Origin of the sequence: Cellulomonas fimi, assembly GCF_028527925.1 — a bacterium.
Classification (GTDB): Bacteria; Actinomycetota; Actinomycetes; order Actinomycetales; family Cellulomonadaceae; genus Cellulomonas; species Cellulomonas fimi_C.
Window position 1 is genome coordinate 1 of the sequence record NZ_JAPESW010000062.1, and the last position, 17,952, is coordinate 17,952.

A 17,952-nucleotide genomic window follows, 5' to 3' on the forward strand; every position below is an offset into this window, starting at 1 on the left:
CGACGAACGCCCTCGAGCTCGGGATCGACATCTCCGGGCTCGACGCCGTGCTCGTCGCCGGTTGGCCCGGGACGCGCGTGTCGCTGTGGCAGCAGGCGGGCCGTGCCGGGCGCGCGGGTGCGGACGGGCTGGTCGCGCTCGTCGCGCGGGAGGACCCGCTCGACACGTTCCTCGTGCACCATCCCGAGGCGATCTTCGACACCCCCGTCGAGGCCACGGTGTTCGACACCGGCAACCCGTACGTCCTCGCGCCGCACCTGTGCGCGGCGGCCGCCGAGATCCCGCTGCGCGCCGACGAGCTCGACGTGTTCGGTCCGCAGGCCCCCGTCCTCCTCGCCGAGCTCGTCGAGCGTGGCGCACTGCGTCGGCGCCCGTCGGGCTGGTACTGGACGCACGCCGAGCCGGCCACCCGCCTCACCGACCTGCGCGGCTCGGGCGGTGACCCGGTCCGCGTGGTCGAGTCGGTCACCGGCCGGCTGCTCGGCACGGTCGACGCCGCCTCCGCGGACGCGACCGTCCACGACGGCGCCGTCTACGTGCACCAGGGGGCGACGTTCGTCGTCGACGAGCTGCACCTCGAGGACGGCGTGGCGCTCGTGACCCGGCGCGACGTCGACTACGGGACGTGGGCACGGTGGGTGACCTCGACCGAGATCGTGTCGGTCGACGAGGAGACCTCGTGGGGACCGGTCACCTGGGGCTTCGGCGCGGTCGACGTGACGACCCAGGTCCTCGGCTACCAGCGCAAACGCATCCCCGACCTCCAGGTGCTGGGCTCCACCGACCTCGACCTGCCGCCGCGGACGCTGCGCACCGCCGCGGCCTGGTGGACGGCGCCGCCACAGGTGCTCGAGGCCGCCGGCATCAGCGAGGAGGACGTGCCGGGCGCGCTGCACGCGGCCGAGCACGCCTCGATCGGCCTCCTGCCGCTGCTCGCGACCTGCGACCGCTGGGACCTCGGCGGCCTGTCGACCGCGCTCCACGCCGACACAGGTCTCGCGACGGTGTTCGTGCACGACGCCTACCCGGGCGGCGCCGGGTTCGCCGAGCACGGCTTCCGCGTCGCGGAGACGTGGCTGCGGGCCACGCGTGACGCGATCGCCGCCTGCCCGTGCCCAGGCGGGTGCCCGGCGTGCGTGCAGTCGCCCAAGTGCGGCAACGCGAACAACCCGCTCGACAAGGCCGCAGCCGTCCGCCTCCTCGACGTCGTGCTCGCGCACGCCCCCCAGCCCGCCTGACGCCGTCGCGCGCCGCTGACCCACGGCGCGACATCCGCGACACCCGCGGCACCTGCGCCCGCCGCCCTCACCGGGCGCTCGCAGGCCGAGGACCCGCTCGTGCTTCCGCGAGGGCCGTGCCGACGCCCGTGCGGCGCTGCGCCCCGACCCGCACGACGCCGTTCCCCTCGTCCGTGCACGCGCTGACGCTCGCGCCGTTGCGCTCGGCGACCAGCCGCGCCGTCGCGCAGGCATCGCCACCCGCTCGGAGCGCGGACGCCGCCGCGAGCGCGGCCAGGTCCGCCGCCGTCTGCGCCTGGAGCCGACCCGCGCGTGCCGAGGCCACGACGCCCAGGAAGGCCGCGAGCACGAGCGCGACCGCGACGACGGCGGCGAGCACGACCGTGACCGAGCCGTCGTCGGCGCCGGTCCCACGCCGCGTCCGCTCGCCCCTGGCGTGCGCCGTCACGGCTCGACCCGCGCCGACGCGGACCCGCGGGCCGTCAGCGGACCGAGGCGCAGCCCGCCGACGGGCACCGACGCCTCGACGACGACCGTGACCCACTCGCCGTCACGGCTCGTCCGGACGCGCGAACCGTCGCCGGCGACCCGACGCGCGGTCGCGACCGCCTCGGCCGAGGACTCCCCGAGCGCGAGGGCACGCGCGCCCGCGCGGGCACCGTCGAGGCACTGGGCGCGCGTCAGCCCGGCCCCGACGACTGCGAAGACCACGACGAGCAGCAGGATGACGACGGGCAGCCCGACCGCCAGCTCCGCGGTGACGCTGCCCGCGTCCTTCACCGGGACGCACACCCCGGTGCGGTGGTTGTCCGCGAGACGCGCGCACCGGCGCCTGGCGTGGGACAACCGAGCCCGCAGCCCGGCGCCGCGGCCGACCGCGAGCGACACGCGCTGGCGCCTCGCGCGGGACAACCGGGCGCGCAGCCCGGCGCCGTGGCTGACCGCGAGCGACGCGCGCCGGCGTCCCGCGGGGCGCTGCTGCGCCACCGTGCCGCGAGGGTCGGACGCGACGCGCGCTGGCGGCGACCCTCCGCACACCGGCGCATCCGGAGGCAGGTCGTCGGTCCTCACAGCGAGAGCGCCTGCCGCACGATGCCGGTGAGCAGGCCCTTGACCTCCCCACTCTTGAGGATCACCACGAGGAGCCCTGCGAATCCCACAGCCGCCAGCGTGACGATCGCGTACTCCGCGGTCGCCATGCCGGCGTCGACCCCGACCGCACGGGCTCGCTGCGCGACCGTCGTCCCCAGGCGCCCGCACGCGCGGACGCCCCGACCGCCCCGCGCCTTCGACGGCAGACGCCGCCCCCGCACCCGGCCGTCGGGCGACGGGTCCGGCACGCGCGCCGTCGCGTCGCTCGAGCCGGCCTTCTGCGTCGTGAACTCGTCGTCCGTCCGTCGCATGTCTTCTCCTCTCGCCGACGGGCCGAGGACCCGTCTCGCCGCGCCCTGCGGCGGTCCCACCGTGCTCCGCGGCGCGGCCCGCCGGTGCCGGAGACTGCGGGGTCGTGGACGACGTGGTTCGCGCCCCACCCTGTGGACGGCTCGCCGGTCAGCCCCTCCACCGGCACGGGCTCGGGTACGGGCACCGGCACGCGCTCGCGGACGAGCACCGGCAGCGGCACGGGCTCGGCACGGGCTCGGCACAGGCACAGGCACGGGTCGACTGCCGGACCGTCCCCGCCGTCCGGCCCCTGACGGACACGTCGAACGTCTTGCCGGACGGAGTGCGCGTCCGGCGGGAGCCGGGCGAGCCGCGCTCCCCCCTCGTCCGTCGGGCGAGGGACGACGTGCGCCGTCAGCCCCTGCGAGGCTGCCGTTCGGCCGGCGACCGACCGGCGCGGGAGGAGGGCACCCGGATGAGACGCGGCGGCACGCTCCTGGCCACGGGGTTCGTGCTCGTCGCGACCGCGTGCGGGGACCCGTCCGCGCGTCCGACGGAGTCCGCGACCGACGTCGCGCTGTACGAGCCCACCGGTCCGGGCGGCGACGATGCACTGCTCGCAGGAGTGCTCGACCGGGTCGACGGGTGCGTCGTCGTGCGGATGGACGAACCGGCGACGCTCGTCGTCCCGGTCCTCCCGGTCGGCGCGCGCTGGGACGGCGACGAGCTCGTCGCCGTCGGGTAGCGGCACCGGCTGGGCGACCGCGTCGAGTGGCGCGGCGGCGAGCTCGCCCACGGGGACACGAGCTGGCTCGCCCAGGTGCCGACGGGCTGCGCGGACCTCGACATGTGGGTGGTACACCCCTGAGGACACGCCCCGACGTGTCCGTCGGTCGCGCGACGCGGTCACGCTCAGGGCAGGAGGGCGAGCCCGTCCGTCAGCGACAGCACGATCGGCACGAGGCCGACGAGCACGAACGCGGGCAGGAAGCACGCCCCCAGCGGGAGGACGAGGTGCACCGCGAGCCGCGCGGCCGCGGTCCGGACGGCTCGACGTCGCTCGCGCCGTAGCCGCTCGGCACGCGCACGCAGACCGGGAACCGGCGGTGCGCCTGCGCTCCACGCGCTCGCCAGCGCGTCGCGGACGGGTTCGGCGGCGAGTGGCGCCCCCGCCCAGGCTGTCGACCAGCCGGCGCCCAGCACGAGCGCCGACCCCGCACGCTCGAGGGCGGTCCCCGAGACGCCGCCGATCGCACGACCGACCGCGGCGAGAGCGCTGGGGATCGCGGAACCCGTCGCGAGCGCGGCCTCGAGGAGGGCCAGCACGAGCGCCACGTCGACCTCGACGGGCGCGTCCCGGCGGCCGGACGCCGACAGGGTCGCGACCGACCGGCCCCCGGACGCCCCTCCGTCGCCACGCGTCCCGGCGTCCCGGCCTGGACCGAGCGCGGCACGCCCAGGCTCGAGGCGCTCGTCGCGGGCCTCCTGTACCGACGCCGACGACGTGCCGGGATCACCACGGACACCTCCGACGGTGCGATCACCACGGACACCTCCGACGACGCGATCACCACGGACACCTCCGACGACGCGATCACCACGGACACCTCCGACGGCGCGATCACCACGGACAGCCCGCCCGACGCGACCGCCGCTGACGCCCCGAACGGCGTGCGGGTCGGGCACACCCCGAACGAGCTGCCGCAGCCGCGACCGCGCTCCGCTGCGGCACGCCGCGGCAACGGGCAGCGACGCGAGTGCCGCGAGCAGCACGAGCACGCTCACGTGCGCAGCCGTCCCGCGTCGACGGTGCGCGCGAGCAGCCGACCGGTCCACCACCTGCCGACGACGAGCAGGGTGGCGCCGAGCAGGGCGCATCCGGTGCCGACACCGCCACGGGTCATGACGCCGAGCGGGTCGGCGCCGAGCAGCGTGCCGAGCAGGACGCCGGCCACCGGCAGGACGAGCAGCACGCGGGCAGTGGCGCGGGGCCCTGCGAGCGCGGTCGCGACGTCGGCGTCGTGCTCCTCGTCGGCGGCCACCGCACCCGCGACACCCTCCAGCACGTCGGCGAGCGGGGCTCCGAGGTCGGCGGCGAGCCGCGCCGCTGCGACGACCGCCCGGGCTCGAGCGGCGTCCTCGCGGCGACGCGACGCTGCCGGGCCGACGAGCTGCTCGACGGTCGGCACGTCGCCGACCCCGGCCCGTCCGAGGGCGTCCGACCACGCCGCGCCGGGCGGTGCACCGCTGCGCAGACGCGCGGCTGTGTCGTGCAGGACTGCGACGAGGTCGACCGGACGAGCTCCTCCACGGCGGCCGGCGCGGCCCACACTGAACGCCGCCGGAATCCCGCCCACCGCGCGCACGCGCCCCTCGGCCGCAGGTGGACGACGCCGTCCGCCGGGATCTGTCGGCGGCCACCTCTCCCACCCGCGGACCGCACGCACCGTCCTCCCGCGCGTCACGGCGAGCAGCCCGGCGACGACGGTGGCCAACACGAGGAGACACTCACCCATCGCGGCCTCGTCCACCGGGTCCGAGAGCCGGCGCCCCGCAACCGCCAGGCCGGGCCGTGGCCGAGGGGTCCACCGACGCCGCACCGGCCGGGCCGGACGCCGGCAGGCCCAGGCGAGCGGACAGGTGCTCCCACGCGGGCTCGACGGTGACGACACCCGCGGCGTCGGCGCGCAGCGCACCCACGACCTCGAGCTCTCCCGTCGCCGACCGGCGGACCACCGCGACCTCGGCGAGGTAGCGCCTCCCGTCGGCAGTGCGGCGTAGGTGCAGGACGGCGTCGAACGCGCTGGCGGCCTGCGCGGCGACGGCGTCGCGCGACAGCCCGGCGAGCGCCGCGAGGGCCTCGAGCCGTGCCGGGACGTCGGCGGCCGCGTTCGCGTGGACGGTGGCGCACCCGCCGTCGTGACCGGTGTTGAGCGCCGCGAGGACCTCACGGACCTCGGCCCCTCGGCACTCGCCGAGCACGACCCGGTCGGGCCGCATGCGCAGCGACTGCCGGACGAGGTCGGCGAGCTCGACGCGACCCGCGCCCTCGACGTTGGCGTGCCGCGCGAGCAGCCGCACGACGTGCGGGTGGCGCGGCGCGAGCTCGCCCGACTCCTCGATGACGACGATCCGCTCGTCGGGCGGTACGAGCGAGAGCAGCGCCGCGAGCAGCGTGGTCTTCCCCGACCCTGTGGCACCGGACACGAGCAGGTTCGCGCGGGACGTCACGAGCGCCCGGACGACGGGCACGAGCGCGGGCGCGAGCGTCCCGCCCGCCACGAGCTCGACGACGGACAGCGCCCGCACGCGCACGGCGCGCAGGCTCAGCAGCGTGCACCCACCGGCGACGGGCGGCAGGACCGCGTGCAGCCGCGTCCCGTCCGGCAGGCGCGCGTCGACGGTCGGGCTGGCCTCGTCGAGGCGCTGCCCGCCGGCGGCGGCGAGCCGGACCGCGAGCGCACGCACGCCGTCGACGCCGCCGAGGTGCACGGCGGTCCTGCGCAGCCGCCCGGCGTGCTCGACCCAGACGTCGTCGGGGCCGTTGACGAGCACGTCCGTGACGTCGGGGTCGTCCAGCAGGTGCTGGAGCGGTCCTGCCCCGTACACCTCCTCGCGGACCGTCCGCACGAGCCCGGCGAGACCGCTCGACCCGACGACGGAGCCGCGTCGGCGGACGGTCGCGTCGACCGCTGCGCGCACCTCGTCGTCGGTGGCCGCAGCGGCTCCCCCACCCGCACCCGTCCCGGCCTGCGCCGTCAGGAGGGCCCTCACCTCGTCGAGGAAGGCCGCGTCGACGAGTCCCCGGCGCGGCCCCTGACCGCGTGCGGTCATCGGAGGAGCCCCGCGGCGAGGCGCCGGACGGCACGGATGAACGGACCGGTGCCCGGGATGCCGCCGTGCTCGGTGCCCGCGGCCAGCCGGCGGTCGACGGGCAGCACCGCGCGCAAGGGCAGCCCGACGGCCTCCGCGACCTCGGCGGCGCCCAGGCCGCCCGGCGCGGGGCCGCGGACGACGAGGCCGACGTCGGCGCCCGGCACGTCGAGCACGTGCCGGAGCGCGAGGGCGCCCGCGGTCGCCCGCAGGTCGCGGGGCGCGACGACCAGCACGGTGTCGCACACCGCGGCGACCGACTCGCCGGCGACGACCCGCGACCGGTCGAGGTCGAGGACGAGCACGCCGACCGTGCGCGACAGGGCGTGCAGCACGTCGGCGACGACCGCGGGCTCGGGTGGGTGGGGTCGGGCGCGGTCGGCGCTGAGCACCGCGGTCGCGCCCCAGCGCGGGAGCAGCGCGACGAGGTCGTCACCGTCCACGTCGCCGCGCGCGTCCGCGAGGTCCGGCCAGCGGACGCCGTCCGCACCCTCGAGCCCGAGGAGCACGTCGAGACCGCCGCAGCCACCGTCCAGGTCGACGAGGGCGGTCGCCGTCGTGGTGGACGTCGCGCGGGCGAGCGCCGCGGCGAGGCTCGACGCGCCCGCGCCGCCGCGCGCGCCGACGACACCGACGACGTGCGCCCGCCATGGCGGTGGTGCCGACGGATCCCCCCACCCGCGCGCGGTCGGGCGCGACGGCACCACCGGCGCCCGCAGCAGCCCGCCCGCGACCTCGCGGGTCACCCCGAGGTCCGGAGGTCGTTCCGCAGCCGGAGGTCGGTGCGTCCCCATGAGCACGTCCACCGCGTCTCCTTCCTCGTGGTCGAGTCGACTCGTGCGACGCCGCGCGGCGAGGACCGGGTCGACGTCTGCGCAGCCTGCTCGCGTGAGCGGCGTCCCCCGCGCGCAGCCCGGCCGCCCGTGGACGCGGCGCTCTCGCGCCGGGCTGTGGTCGGCTCGATGCGGAGGTGGACCGCCGGTGCGGGCGCGCATGGCCCGTGCGGGCGCGCACGGCCGGTGCGGTCGGCTCGCCGACGCGGTGCTCCGCGGTCCGGCTGCGGTCCGCTCGCTGAGCGTCGCGCACGGTCCTCGCTGAGCGTCGCGCACGGTCAGGGGTGCTCGACGTCGATGACCTGCGGCTTCACGGCCGCGCGTCGGACGGCGCGTCGCAGCACGGGCACCGGTGTGTCGGCCCGCACGTCGGCCCCGGTGGCTAGGCTCGCCGCGACCACGGTCGGCACGACGCACCAGGCCGGCCGGCCCGACGACCCGTCCCCGGGAGCGCGATGGACGACAGCCCGACCAGCCCGACGGCCGCGCCCGCCGGCGCGGACCAGGCGGCGGCGTTCTTCGACCTCGACAAGACGATCATCGCGACGTCCTCCGCGACGGCCTTCTCCCGACCGTTCATGGCGGGCGGGCTCCTCACGCGGCGCTCGGTCCTGCGGACGGCGTACGCGCAGTTCCTGTACCTGGTGGGCGGGGCCGACGAGACGCAGACGGAGCGGCTGCGTGCGCAGCTGTCGCGGATGGTGACCGGCTGGGACGTCGCGCAGGTGTCCTCGATCGTCGCCGAGACCCTGCACGAGTCCATCGACCCCGCGGTCTACGCCGAGGCGGTCGCGCTCATCGAGGAGCACCACGAGGCCGGTCACGACGTCGTCATCGTGTCGGCGTCGGGGAGCGAGATCGTCGAGCCGATCGCCGCGGTGCTGGGCGCCGACCACGTGATCGCGACGCGGATGGGCGTCAGCGACGGCCGGTACACGGGTGACATCGACTTCTACGCGTACGGCGAGAACAAGGCGACGGCGATCCGCGAGCTCGCCGCCGCGCGCGGCTACGACCTCGCGTCGAGCTACGCGTACTCGGACTCGATCACGGACGTGCCGATGCTCGCGGCCGTCGGCCACGGCTTCGCGGTCAACCCCGACCGTGCGCTGCGGCGGGTCGCGGCAGAGCGCGGGTGGGACACGCTCTCGTTCAGCCGCCCGGTGGCGCTGTTCTCCCTCGTGCGGCCGTCCGGGCGGACCGTCGCGGTCGCCACCGCGGTGCTGGTCGCCGGGTGCGCGCTCGTCGCGTGGTTCGCGTGGCGGCAGCGCCGCCGCACGCGCTGACCGCCCACGGCCCGCATCGGCACGGCAGCACGTTCCGCATGTCGGGCACGCGTCCCGCCATGTGGTCAGGCCGCGGTGCTGTGCAGGGGCGTCACCCCGACCGGTTCCCAACCGTCGCGCCCTGAGGTACCAAGGACTCACAACTGGATGGCCGCGAGGGCACCCACGCGCAGGATTGCCCACCTCTGGGCAGGTCGACCGGGCTCGACCCGTAGCGACTGGACTGGTGCACGCTTGATCACCCTCCGGCCACCGTTCGGCGGCGGCGTCCCTCGGGGCGCCGTCGTCGTGTCGGCGGCCGCCACCGCCTCGCCTCCGACGGCGCCCGTCCCCCGCGCTCAGTCCGCGGGCAGGCGACCGGCCAGTACCCCGTCCGCGACGTGCCTGGCCCGCTCCGCCCCGTCGACGACGGCTCCCGCACAGGCCCGCACCCAGGCCGCGACCCCGTCGGGCGTGCCGGTCGCGAACCCGGCGGCCGCCCCGAGATAGGCGTGCGGTGTCCCCGCCCAGCTGGCCTCCGCGACCACGGACCCGGTCGGGTCGAGCCCACGCGCGGTGACGAGCAGGCGTGCCGCGGCCCGCGCGACGACGCCGTTGCCCGCTGCGAAGGGCCGGAGCGTGAGGAGCTCGCCGTGCACGACGGCGGCGACGACGAGCGCGGGTGCGCGCGTCGTCGAGACGGTCCGCCCGAGCAGGTCCAGCCGCGCCGCGACCTCGTCGCCGAGGGGCGCCGGTCCGAGGCCGGTCAGGTCCTGCGGTGCGGCGGTGCCGCGCACGCGCCCGACGGCGTCGTCGTCGAGCCAGCCGGCAGCGGTTGCGGCGTGCAGCCGCGCGAGGAGCTGCGGGAGGGGCGGGAGCGTCGCGGACCCGCGCGCGCCGAGGTCCGGCATGAGGCGTTCGACGGCGGCCGCCGCGCGCACCGCCCCGAGCGCCCGCTCGACGTGCGGGTCCGACCGTCCGGGCAGCGCCGCGTCGCCCGGCCCGTCGGGCGCCGCACCCGTCGCGAGCCCGCGCACGACGTCGAGCGTGACGCGGGCGCCGTCGACCGCCGCGCTGGCGCGCGCGCTGCGCAGCCCGGCCTCGGCGCGCACCTCGCGCCACCGTCGCCGGTACGCCTCGTGCCACCGCAGGCCCTCGCACCCGGCGCGCGCCGCGTCGACGGCCTCGGCGACGCCGGGGAGGTCGACGAGCGGGGCGAGGGGGTCGGCGGGCACCGGCACACCCTACGAGCCGCCGCCGCGGCGCCGACGCACGCGTCATGCCTCAGCTCCCCGCCCGACGCTCCTCCCGCCGCACGGGCTCCCCGCCGGACACCGCGTCCGCCGCACGGGCTCCCCGCCGGACACCGCGTCCGCCGCACCGAGACCGCGCCCGCCGCGTCGATGCCGAGACGCGACCCGCACAGCGGGCCAGAATGAGGCGCATGGCGTCGCCGAGCGTGTCCTCGTCCATCACCGCCCGGCTCCAGGTGCAGGCCAGGCCGACGGCGGTCAGCGAGCTGACGACCGCGATCGAGGAGGCCGGCGGGATCGTCACGGCGCTCGACGTCACGGCGTCGGGCCACGAGCAGATGACGGTCGACGTCACGTGCGCGACGCGCGGCGAGCAGCACGCGGCGGACATCGTCGCGACGCTCAAGGACCTGCGCGGCGTGGTCGTGGACCGCGTGAGCGACCGGACGTTCCTCATGCACCTGGGCGGCAAGCTGTCGATCGAGTCGAAGGTGCCGCTGCGCAACCGCGACGACCTGTCGATGGCGTACACGCCGGGCGTGGCGCGCGTGTGCGAGGCGATCGCGGCCCGTCCGGAGGACGCGCGCCGCCTGACGATCAAGCGGAACACGATCGCGGTGGTCACCGACGGGACCGCCGTGCTGGGGCTGGGCAACATCGGCCCGCTCGCGGCGCTGCCCGTGATGGAGGGCAAGGCGGTGCTGTTCAAGCGGTTCGCGGGGATCGACGCGTTCCCGCTGGTCCTGGACACGACGGACGTCGACCAGATCGTCGAGACGGTCGTGGCGATCGCGCCGGCGTTCGCGGGGATCAACCTCGAGGACATCTCGGCGCCGCGGTGCTTCGAGGTCGAGCGGCGGCTGCGCGAGCGGCTCGACATCCCGGTGTTCCACGACGACCAGCACGGCACGGCGATCGTCGTGGTCGCGGCGCTGACGAACGCGCTCAAGGTGGTCCGCAAGGACATCGGCACGGTGCGGATCGTGCTGTCCGGCGCGGGCGCGGCAGGCACGGCGGTGCTGCGGCTGCTGCTCGCGGCGGGCGCACGCGACGTGGTCGTCGCCGACATCGAGGGCGTCGTGCACGCGGACCGGCCGGGGCTGCCGGAGTCGCTGCGGTGGACCGCGTCGGTGACGAACCCGCGGGGTGTGACGGGCACGATCCCGCAGGCCCTGGCGGGCGCGGACGTCTTCATCGGGGTGTCCGCGCCCGACGTCATCACCGCGCAGGACGTCTCGACGATGGGCCGGGACGCGATCGTCTTCGCGCTCGCGAACCCGCGCCCCGAGGTGGACCCCGACGACGCGGCCCGCTACGCGGCGGTGGTCGGCACGGGCCGGTCGGACTTCGCGAACCAGATCAACAACGTGCTCGCGTTCCCCGGCCTGTTCCGCGGGCTGCTCGACGCACAGTCGCACAAGATCACCGACCGGATGCTGCTCGCCGCGGCGTACGCGCTCGCGTCGACGGTCACCGACGACGAGCTGAACCCGACGTACATCGTCCCGAGCGTGTTCCACCCGGACGTGGCGACGGTCGTCGCGGCGGCCGTGGAGCGCGTGGCCCGCGACGACGCGGAGGCCCCCGCGACCACCTGACGGGCGCCCGGCGAGCGGGACGCGCCGCGCCCGGGAACGACCAGGGCCGCCGCGGCGTCGGCCGCGACGGCCCCGGCCGGTCGGGTCAGCGCCAGGCGCCGCGCACGTACTGCGGCTGCCAGCCGGTGACGTCGGGCAGCCCGTCGACGTCCGACACGCCGTCGGCGACGGGGAGCGCGGACGTCGGCACGCCGAGCTCGTGCGCGGCACGCAGCGGCCACGACGGGTCGCGCAGCGCGACGCGACCGAGCAGCACGGCGTCGGCGGCACCGTCGACGAGCGCCTGCTCGGCCTGCTCCGGCGACGTGATGAGACCGACGGCGGCGACGGGCAGGCCGGACGTCTCGCGCACCGTCCGCGCGGCGGGCACCTGGTAGCCGGGGCCGACCGGGATGGTCGCGGGCGCGTTGCCACCCGTGGACACGTCGACGAGGTCGACGCCGTGCCCGGCGAGGTCCTTCACGACGGCGGCGACGTCGGCGACGTCGAGGCCGCCGGGCACCCAGTCGGTCGCCGAGACGCGCACGAGCAGCGGGAGGTCGTCGGGCCAGACGGCGCGCACGGCGTCGACGGTCTCGACGAGCAGGCGCGCGCGGTTCTCGGGCGAGCCGCCGTACTCGTCGTCGCGCGAGTTGGTGAGCGGCGAGAGGAACTGGTGCAGCAGGTAGCCGTGCGCGGCGTGCACCTCGACGACGTCGAACCCGGCGTCGAGCGCGCGTCGGGCGGCGGCCGCGAACTGCGCCGGGACGGCGGCCACGTGCTCCGTCGTCATCGCGGTCGGCGCGTCGTACCCGGGGAACGGCTCGGCGCCCGGCCCGAGGGTCGGCCAGCCGCCCTCGTCGACGCCCACGGACCCCTCGACGGGCTCGAACGGCGCGCGCGTCGACGCCTTGCGGCCGGCGTGCGCGAGCTGCACGCCGATGCGCGTCCCGCGTGCGTGCACGAAGTCGGTGATCCGCCGCCACGACGCGACGTGCGCGTCGTCCCACAGCCCGGTGTCGCGCGGCGAGATCCGGCCCTCGGCGACGACGGCGGTGGCCTCGGCGAGCAGCAGCCCGTAGCCGCCGGACGCGCGCGCACCGAGGTGCACGAGGTGCCAGTCGGTCGGGTGGCCGTCGACGGCGGAGTACTGGCACATGGGCGCGAGCCACGCGCGGTTGGCGAACGTGGTGCCGCGGAGGGTGAGCGGGGAGAACAGTCGGGTCACGTCGGGAGCCAACCGCGACGAGCCCCGCGCGGATTCCCGGGCGGTCTTTCGTCCCACGACTCGGACGTGAGCCGGGAGGACAGTGGTCCGGTGCTCCCCATCTCCGACGCCGCGCTCGCGCAGGCCGACGCGGCGCGCCACAAGGTCGACCTCATGGCCACGCCGGGCGTCTTCCTCGTCCGCACGATGCTCGCCGGCGCGTACATCGGCATCGGCGTCCTGATCCTCGCGACGGCGGGTGGTCCGCTCGAGGCGGCGGGCTCGGGCTTCGCGCCGCTGGTCAAGGGCCTGGTCTTCGGGGTCGCGCTGACGATCGTCGTCGTCGCCGGGGCGGAGCTCGCGACCTCCGCGATGATGATCCTCACGCAGGGCGCGATGCTCGGCCGCGTGCCGTGGGGCCGCGCGGGGCTGACGCTGCTCGCCGTGACCGGCGGCAACCTGCTCGGGTCGATGGCGTTCGCGGCGCTCGTGCACGCGTCGGGCGTCGTCGGACCGGGCACGGCGGGCGGCGCGACGATCGCGACGATGCTCGAGCACAAGGCGCACGAGACCGCCGGGCAGCTGTTCGTCCGCGGCGTCCTGTGCAACCTGCTCGTCTGCCTCGCGATCTGGTGCGGGGCGCGGCTGACGAGCGAGGGCGCGAGGATCGCGCTCGTGTTCGCGTGCGTCATGGTGTTCATCACGTCGGGCTTCGAGCACGTCGTCGCGAACATGACGACCTTCTCGCTCGGGCTGCTCGGCGGGCTGCCGGGCGCGACGGTCGCGGAGATGGCGCGCAACCTCGCGCTCGTGGGGCTGGGCAACCTGGTGGGCGGCGCGGTCCTCGTCGGGGCGGCGTACGCCTACGGGGTCCGCGCGCCGCGTGCCACCACGCAGGTCGCGCGGTGGGCGGCGCAGGACGTCGGGGACGTCCCCGCGCAGCTCGGCGCGGCGGGCGGTCACCGGGTCGTGGCGATGGGCCTGCCCGGGCACGCCCCGCACGACACGGCCGTGCCGAACGGCGAGGCGGTGCCCGCGGCAATACGGTGAGGCGAACGGCGCCGACGAGGCGCATGCGCACCATCACCTGAGGAGACGCGATGAGCACCTCCGACCCGACCCGCCCGTCGGCGGACCCGACGCCGGACGCGTCGACCGCCACTCCCGAGCCGCCGAGCACCGACACCGGCCGGCACGCCGTCGTGCGCCCGTCGCCGACCCCGCCGCCCGAGCCCGACAGCTCCGGGACCGAGACCTTCACGCCCGCGACGGATGCGTCCGGCCCTGCGACGCACGAGACCTTCACCTCCGCGACCGGGTCGACCCCGCCCACGGCGACCGGACCCGCGACGGCCGCGCCGTCCCGCACCTCGGCCACCCCGGCCCAGCCCACCACCCCCGGCGCACCGACCGGCCCGCAGGGCAGCGTGCCGCCGAACGCGCCGCGGGGCGACGGCGACGACGCGCTGTTCCCCGCTCCGAACGCGCCGCGCTCGACGAGCTTCGGCGCGCACGTCCTCGGCGCGGTCCTCGGTCTGCTGCTCGCGCCCGCGGGCGTCGGGCTCGTGCTCGTCGGCCAGGCGCGCATCCTCGCCGCGCAGGTCGACGGGTGGGACAGCTCGACGGAGGTGCTCGGCATCGTCCTGCTGTCGATCGGCCTGCTGCTGCTCGGGCTGGTCGCGCTGCTCGGCATCTGGTCGGCGGCCGTCCCGATCACGGGCGGTGCGCTGCTCACGGCCGCGGGCGGCTTCTACCTCTTCGCGCCGTCGATCGCGCGCTCCCAGACGCTGGGCGTCCTCGACGACACCGGCTGGCGCCTCACGGTCACGCAGGTGACGGTCGCGGGCACGTCGGGCACGCTGCTGGTCGCGGGGTTCCTCGTCCTGCTGGTCGGTGTCGTGGCGGCCGTCGCCCGCCGGCGGGGCGTGCACCTCGGGGAGTTCCGCGAGCGGCACCGCGTCTGACGGACGCGCGGCGCCGTCGCACCTGGTGAACCACGCGGGCGGACGCCGATCGGGCGCGGCTAGAGTGCCTGTTCTGACCCGGTCGCTCCCGGGTTCCGCACCGACGTCGTTGCGCACAGGAGGTCGCACGTGACCGACACCACCCCCGCTGCCGAGTCCGCCGAGAAGCCCGCCGGGCTGGAGAACCTGCTCTCCGAGGACCGCCGCTTCCCCCCGTCCCCCGAGTTCGCCGCGCAGGCGAACGCCCACGGCGACCTGTACGCGTGGGCCGCGGCCGACCGTCCGTCGTTCTGGGCGGACCAGGCGCGCGAGCTGCTGACCTGGTCGACGCCGTTCACGCAGACGCTCGACTGGTCGCAGGCGCCCTTCGCGACGTGGTTCGCCGACGGGAAGCTGAACGCGGCGTACAACGCCGTGGACCGGCACGTCGAGGAGGGCCGCGGCGACCGGGTCGCGCTGCACTTCGAGGGCGAGGGCGGCGACACCCGCTCGCTGACGTACGCGGACCTGAAGCGCGAGGTCTCGAAGGCGGCGAACGCGTTCACGGCGCTCGGCGTCGGCACGGGCGACCGGGTCGCGATCTACATGCCGCTGATCCCCGAGGCGGTCGTGACGATGCTCGCGTGCGCGCGGATCGGCGCGCCGCACTCGGTCGTCTTCGGCGGCTTCTCGGCCGAGGCGCTCGCGTCGCGCATCGTCGACGCGGAGGCGAAGCTCGTCGTCACGGCGGACGGCGGGTACCGCCGCGGGGCGCCGTCCGCGCTCAAGCCGGCCGTCGACGAGGCGCTCGAGAAGGGCACACCGTCGGTCGAGCACGTGCTCGTCGTGCGGCGCACGGAGCAGGACGTCGCGTGGACCGAGGGCCGCGACGTCTGGTGGCACGACGTCGTGGACTCCGCGTCGGACCAGCACACGCCGGTCGAGCTCGACGCCGAGCACCCGCTGTTCATCCTCTACACGTCGGGGACGACCGGGAAGCCGAAGGGCATCTTCCACACGACGGGCGGCTACCTGACCCAGGCGGCGTACACGCACCGCAACGTCTTCGACCTCAAGCCGGAGACCGACGTCTACTGGTGCACGGCGGACATCGGCTGGATCACCGGGCACACGTACGTCGTGTACGGGCCGCTCGTGAACGGCGCGACGCAGGTCATCTACGAGGGCACGCCCGACACCCCGCACCGCGGCCGCTGGTGGGAGATCGTCCAGAAGTACAAGGTCTCGATCCTCTACACGGCGCCGACGGCGATCCGCACGTGCATGAAGTGGGGCGAGGAGATCCCCGCGCAGTTCGACCTGTCGTCGCTGCGCGTCCTCGGCTCGGTGGGCGAGCCCATCAACCCCGAGGCGTGGATGTGGTACCGCCGCGTCATCGGCGGCGACCGCACGCCGGTCGTCGACACGTGGTGGCAGACGGAGACGGGCGCGATCATGATCAGCCCGCTGCCGGGGGTCACCGCGGCGAAGCCGGGGTCGGCGCAGGTGCCGCTGCCGGGCATCGCGGCGGACGTCGTGGACGACGAGGCGCGCCCGGTCCCGGACGGCGGCGGCGGCTACCTCGTGCTGACCGAGCCGTGGCCGTCGATGCTGCGCGGCATCTGGGGTGACCCCGAGCGCTACAAGGACACCTACTGGTCGCGGTTCCCGGGCCTGTACTTCGCGGGCGACGGGGCGAAGAAGGACGACGACGGCGACATCTGGCTGCTCGGCCGCGTGGACGACGTCATGAACGTGTCCGGCCACCGCCTGTCGACGACCGAGATCGAGTCCGCGCTCGTGTCGCACCCGTGGGTCGCCGAGGCCGCGGTCGTCGGTGCGACGGACGAGACGACCGGTCAGGCCGTCGTCGCGTTCGTGATCCTGCGCGGCGGGGCCGGGGGCGCCGACAAATCCGGCGACGAGGTGCAGACCGAGCTGCGCAACCACGTCGCGAAGGAGATCGGCCCGATCGCGAAGCCGCGGCAGATCCTGGTCGTGCAGGAGCTGCCCAAGACGCGGTCCGGCAAGATCATGCGGCGCCTGCTGCGCGACGTCGCGGAGCACCGCCAGGTCGGCGACGCGACGACCCTCGCGGACTCGTCGGTCATGGACCTGATCGCGCAGGGCCTCTCCCAGCCGGCAGCCACGTCCGAGGACTGACAGCGGACCTCGTCGACCCGGTTCCGGGTACCGCTCGCGACCCCGCAGCGGTCCCCGGGACCGGGTCGTCGTGCGTCCGGGGGCGGCTGGCCCGGAGCGGCGGGCGACCCTATCGGGAGATCCCGTCCGACGGCTCGACCGGTGAAGCGTTTAGGGCTCTGGGGGACGCTTTCCCGCCCTGGTTGTGTGGGCGCCCGGCACCCGCCCGTCGACCGGCCGGCGGAACGGCGGGCGGGTGCGACCAACGGTCCGCACCGGCGCGGGCGTCGAGCTGGAACCCGGGCTCGCGGCGGTCGTCACACACCCGGAAACGAGGATGTCCATGAGATCCCGCCTGTCCCTGCTCACCGGCGCCGCCCTGGCGTCGGCGGTCGTCGCCCTGGGCGCGGTGTCGCTCGTCTCGACGGCGGCGCACGCCGCCACCCCGCCCGGCCTGCGCGTCTCCGGCACGCAGCTCGTCGAGAAGGACGGCACCCCGTTCGTCGCGCGCGGCGTGAGCCACGCCCACACCTGGTACACGTCGCAGACCGCGACGGCGATCCCCGCGATCCGCGCGGCCGGCGCCAACGCGCTGCGCGTCGTGCTGTCGGGAGGCGACCGCTGGACGAAGAACGACGCGGCCGACGTCGCGAACATCATCAGCCTGTGCAAGGCGAACAAGCTGATCTGCATGCTCGAGAACCACGACACGACGGGCTACGGCGAGCAGTCGGGCGCGGTCACGCTCGACACCGCGGCGAGCTACTGGGTGGGCATCAGGTCGGCGCTCATCGGCCAGGAGGACTACGTCCAGATCAACATCGGCAACGAGCCCTACGGCAACAACGCGACGGCCAACGCGGGCTGGGCGGCGGACACCTCCGCGGCCATCAAGAAGCTGCGCGCCGCCGGGCTGCACCACAACATCGTCGTCGACGCCCCGAGCTGGGGTCAGGACTGGGCGGGCATCATGCGCGACCAGGCCGCGACGGTCGCGGCGGCGGACCCCGACGCCAACACCCTGTTCTCCGTGCACATGTACGGGGTCTACAAGGACGCGTCGACCATCAAGGCGTACCTCGACGCGTTCAAGGCGAAGAACCTGCCGCTCGTCATCGGCGAGTTCGGGTTCGACCACTCCGACGGCAACCCCGACGAGGACACGATCATGGCCGAGGCCGTGGCCCGCGGCATCGGCTACTACGGCTGGTCGTGGTCGGGCAACGGCGGCGGCGTCG

Annotated in this window: 17 protein-coding genes; 8 read left to right on the plus strand and 9 right to left on the minus strand. The window is 76.0% G+C overall.

Going from position 1 to position 17,952, the window contains the following annotated elements; all coding sequences use genetic code 11:
- Nucleotides 1-1,238 (plus strand): DEAD/DEAH box helicase (locus OMK64_RS18260; protein WP_272729786.1); only part of this gene is annotated, 1,238 nt, incomplete at its 5' end.
- A 67-nt stretch (nucleotides 1,239-1,305) separates the two neighbouring features.
- Here OMK64_RS18260 and OMK64_RS18265 read toward each other — a convergent pair.
- The 3 genes from OMK64_RS18265 to OMK64_RS18275 all read right to left on the minus strand — a co-directional run bounded on the left by OMK64_RS18265 (nucleotide 1,306) and on the right by OMK64_RS18275 (nucleotide 2,641).
- On the minus strand, nucleotides 1,306-1,686 hold the full coding sequence (locus tag OMK64_RS18265) for an Rv3654c family TadE-like protein (RefSeq protein WP_272729787.1): 381 nt from the start codon (nucleotides 1,684-1,686) through the stop codon (nucleotides 1,306-1,308).
- The gene (locus OMK64_RS18270) at nucleotides 1,683-2,225 is read right to left on the minus strand and encodes a TadE family type IV pilus minor pilin (protein WP_272729788.1); all 543 of its coding nucleotides are present in this window, start codon (nucleotides 2,223-2,225) and stop codon (nucleotides 1,683-1,685) included. Before OMK64_RS18270 ends, OMK64_RS18265 begins: the two co-directional genes overlap by 4 nt.
- Nucleotides 2,226-2,305: 80 nt before the next feature.
- Nucleotides 2,306-2,641, minus strand: a complete 336-nt coding sequence (locus OMK64_RS18275) for a DUF4244 domain-containing protein (RefSeq protein ID WP_272729789.1) — start codon at nucleotides 2,639-2,641, stop codon at nucleotides 2,306-2,308.
- 455 nt (nucleotides 2,642-3,096) lie between these two features.
- Here OMK64_RS18275 and OMK64_RS18280 point away from each other — a divergent pair, with 455 nt between their 5' ends.
- Entirely contained in the window at nucleotides 3,097-3,366 is a 270-nt protein-coding gene (locus OMK64_RS18280; protein ID WP_272729790.1) for a hypothetical protein, read from the plus strand.
- A 167-nt stretch (nucleotides 3,367-3,533) separates the two neighbouring features.
- Here OMK64_RS18280 and OMK64_RS21150 read toward each other — a convergent pair whose 3' ends face one another.
- The 4 genes from OMK64_RS21150 to ssd all read right to left on the minus strand — a co-directional run bounded on the left by OMK64_RS21150 (nucleotide 3,534) and on the right by ssd (nucleotide 7,240).
- Nucleotides 3,534-3,956, minus strand: coding sequence for a type II secretion system F family protein (locus OMK64_RS21150; protein ID WP_272729791.1), 423 nt, complete (start codon nucleotides 3,954-3,956; stop codon nucleotides 3,534-3,536).
- 446 nt (nucleotides 3,957-4,402) lie between these two features.
- Nucleotides 4,403-4,810 (minus strand): type II secretion system F family protein, encoded by a 408-nt coding sequence (locus tag OMK64_RS18290; protein WP_272729792.1) that lies wholly within the window; start codon nucleotides 4,808-4,810, stop codon nucleotides 4,403-4,405.
- Between the two features lie 319 nt (nucleotides 4,811-5,129).
- Entirely contained in the window at nucleotides 5,130-6,455 is a 1,326-nt protein-coding gene (locus OMK64_RS18295; RefSeq protein ID WP_272729793.1) for a TadA family conjugal transfer-associated ATPase, read from the minus strand.
- Nucleotides 6,452-7,240 (minus strand): septum site-determining protein Ssd, encoded by a 789-nt coding sequence (gene ssd, locus OMK64_RS18300; RefSeq protein WP_272729794.1) that lies wholly within the window; start codon nucleotides 7,238-7,240, stop codon nucleotides 6,452-6,454. Before ssd ends, OMK64_RS18295 begins: the two co-directional genes overlap by 4 nt.
- Nucleotides 7,241-7,782: 542 nt before the next feature.
- Here ssd and OMK64_RS18305 point away from each other — a divergent pair.
- Nucleotides 7,783-8,613 (plus strand): HAD family hydrolase, encoded by an 831-nt coding sequence (locus OMK64_RS18305; protein WP_272729795.1) that lies wholly within the window; start codon nucleotides 7,783-7,785, stop codon nucleotides 8,611-8,613.
- A gap of 338 nt (nucleotides 8,614-8,951) precedes the next feature.
- Here OMK64_RS18305 and OMK64_RS21155 read toward each other — a convergent pair whose 3' ends face one another.
- A complete protein-coding gene (locus OMK64_RS21155; protein WP_272729796.1) occupies nucleotides 8,952-9,827 on the minus strand; it encodes a Fic family protein in 876 nt (291 codons plus the stop codon).
- A gap of 209 nt (nucleotides 9,828-10,036) precedes the next feature.
- On the opposite strand from OMK64_RS21155, the gene OMK64_RS18315 reads away from it, so the two are divergent.
- The gene (locus tag OMK64_RS18315; protein WP_272729797.1) at nucleotides 10,037-11,443 is read left to right on the plus strand and encodes an NAD-dependent malic enzyme; all 1,407 of its coding nucleotides are present in this window, start codon (nucleotides 10,037-10,039) and stop codon (nucleotides 11,441-11,443) included.
- Nucleotides 11,444-11,528: 85 nt separating this feature from the next.
- On the opposite strand, the gene OMK64_RS18320 is transcribed toward OMK64_RS18315, so the two are convergent.
- Entirely contained in the window at nucleotides 11,529-12,650 is a 1,122-nt protein-coding gene (locus OMK64_RS18320) for an NADH:flavin oxidoreductase/NADH oxidase (protein WP_272729798.1), read from the minus strand.
- Between the two features lie 90 nt (nucleotides 12,651-12,740).
- On the opposite strand from OMK64_RS18320, the gene OMK64_RS18325 reads away from it, so the two are divergent.
- The 4 genes from OMK64_RS18325 to OMK64_RS18340 form a co-directional block, all read left to right on the plus strand.
- Nucleotides 12,741-13,679 carry a formate/nitrite transporter family protein gene (locus OMK64_RS18325; protein ID WP_272729799.1) on the plus strand — a complete coding sequence of 313 codons (939 nt, stop codon included), beginning with the start codon at nucleotides 12,741-12,743 and terminating at the stop codon, nucleotides 13,677-13,679.
- A gap of 50 nt (nucleotides 13,680-13,729) precedes the next feature.
- Entirely contained in the window at nucleotides 13,730-14,593 is an 864-nt protein-coding gene (locus tag OMK64_RS18330) for a hypothetical protein (RefSeq protein ID WP_272729800.1), read from the plus strand.
- Between the two features lie 129 nt (nucleotides 14,594-14,722).
- Entirely contained in the window at nucleotides 14,723-16,735 is a 2,013-nt protein-coding gene (gene acs, locus OMK64_RS18335) for an acetate--CoA ligase (RefSeq protein WP_272729801.1), read from the plus strand.
- Between the two features lie 322 nt (nucleotides 16,736-17,057).
- A partial coding sequence (locus tag OMK64_RS18340) for a glycoside hydrolase family 5 protein (RefSeq protein ID WP_272729802.1) occupies nucleotides 17,058-17,952 on the plus strand: 895 nt, incomplete at its 3' end.

Coding starts and splice junctions, on each gene's coding strand:
- OMK64_RS18330 (WP_272729800.1), top strand. CDS start 13,730: ATGAGCACCTCCGACCCGACCCGCCCGTCGGCGGACCCGACGCCGGAC.
- OMK64_RS18305 (WP_272729795.1), top strand. CDS start 7,783: ATGGACGACAGCCCGACCAGCCCGACGGCCGCGCCCGCCGGCGCGGAC.
- OMK64_RS18280 (WP_272729790.1), top strand. CDS start 3,097: ATGAGACGCGGCGGCACGCTCCTGGCCACGGGGTTCGTGCTCGTCGCG.
- OMK64_RS18295 (WP_272729793.1), bottom strand. CDS start 6,455: ATGACCGCACGCGGTCAGGGGCCGCGCCGGGGACTCGTCGACGCGGCC.
- OMK64_RS18315 (WP_272729797.1), top strand. CDS start 10,037: ATGGCGTCGCCGAGCGTGTCCTCGTCCATCACCGCCCGGCTCCAGGTG.
- OMK64_RS18275 (WP_272729789.1), bottom strand. CDS start 2,641: ATGCGACGGACGGACGACGAGTTCACGACGCAGAAGGCCGGCTCGAGC.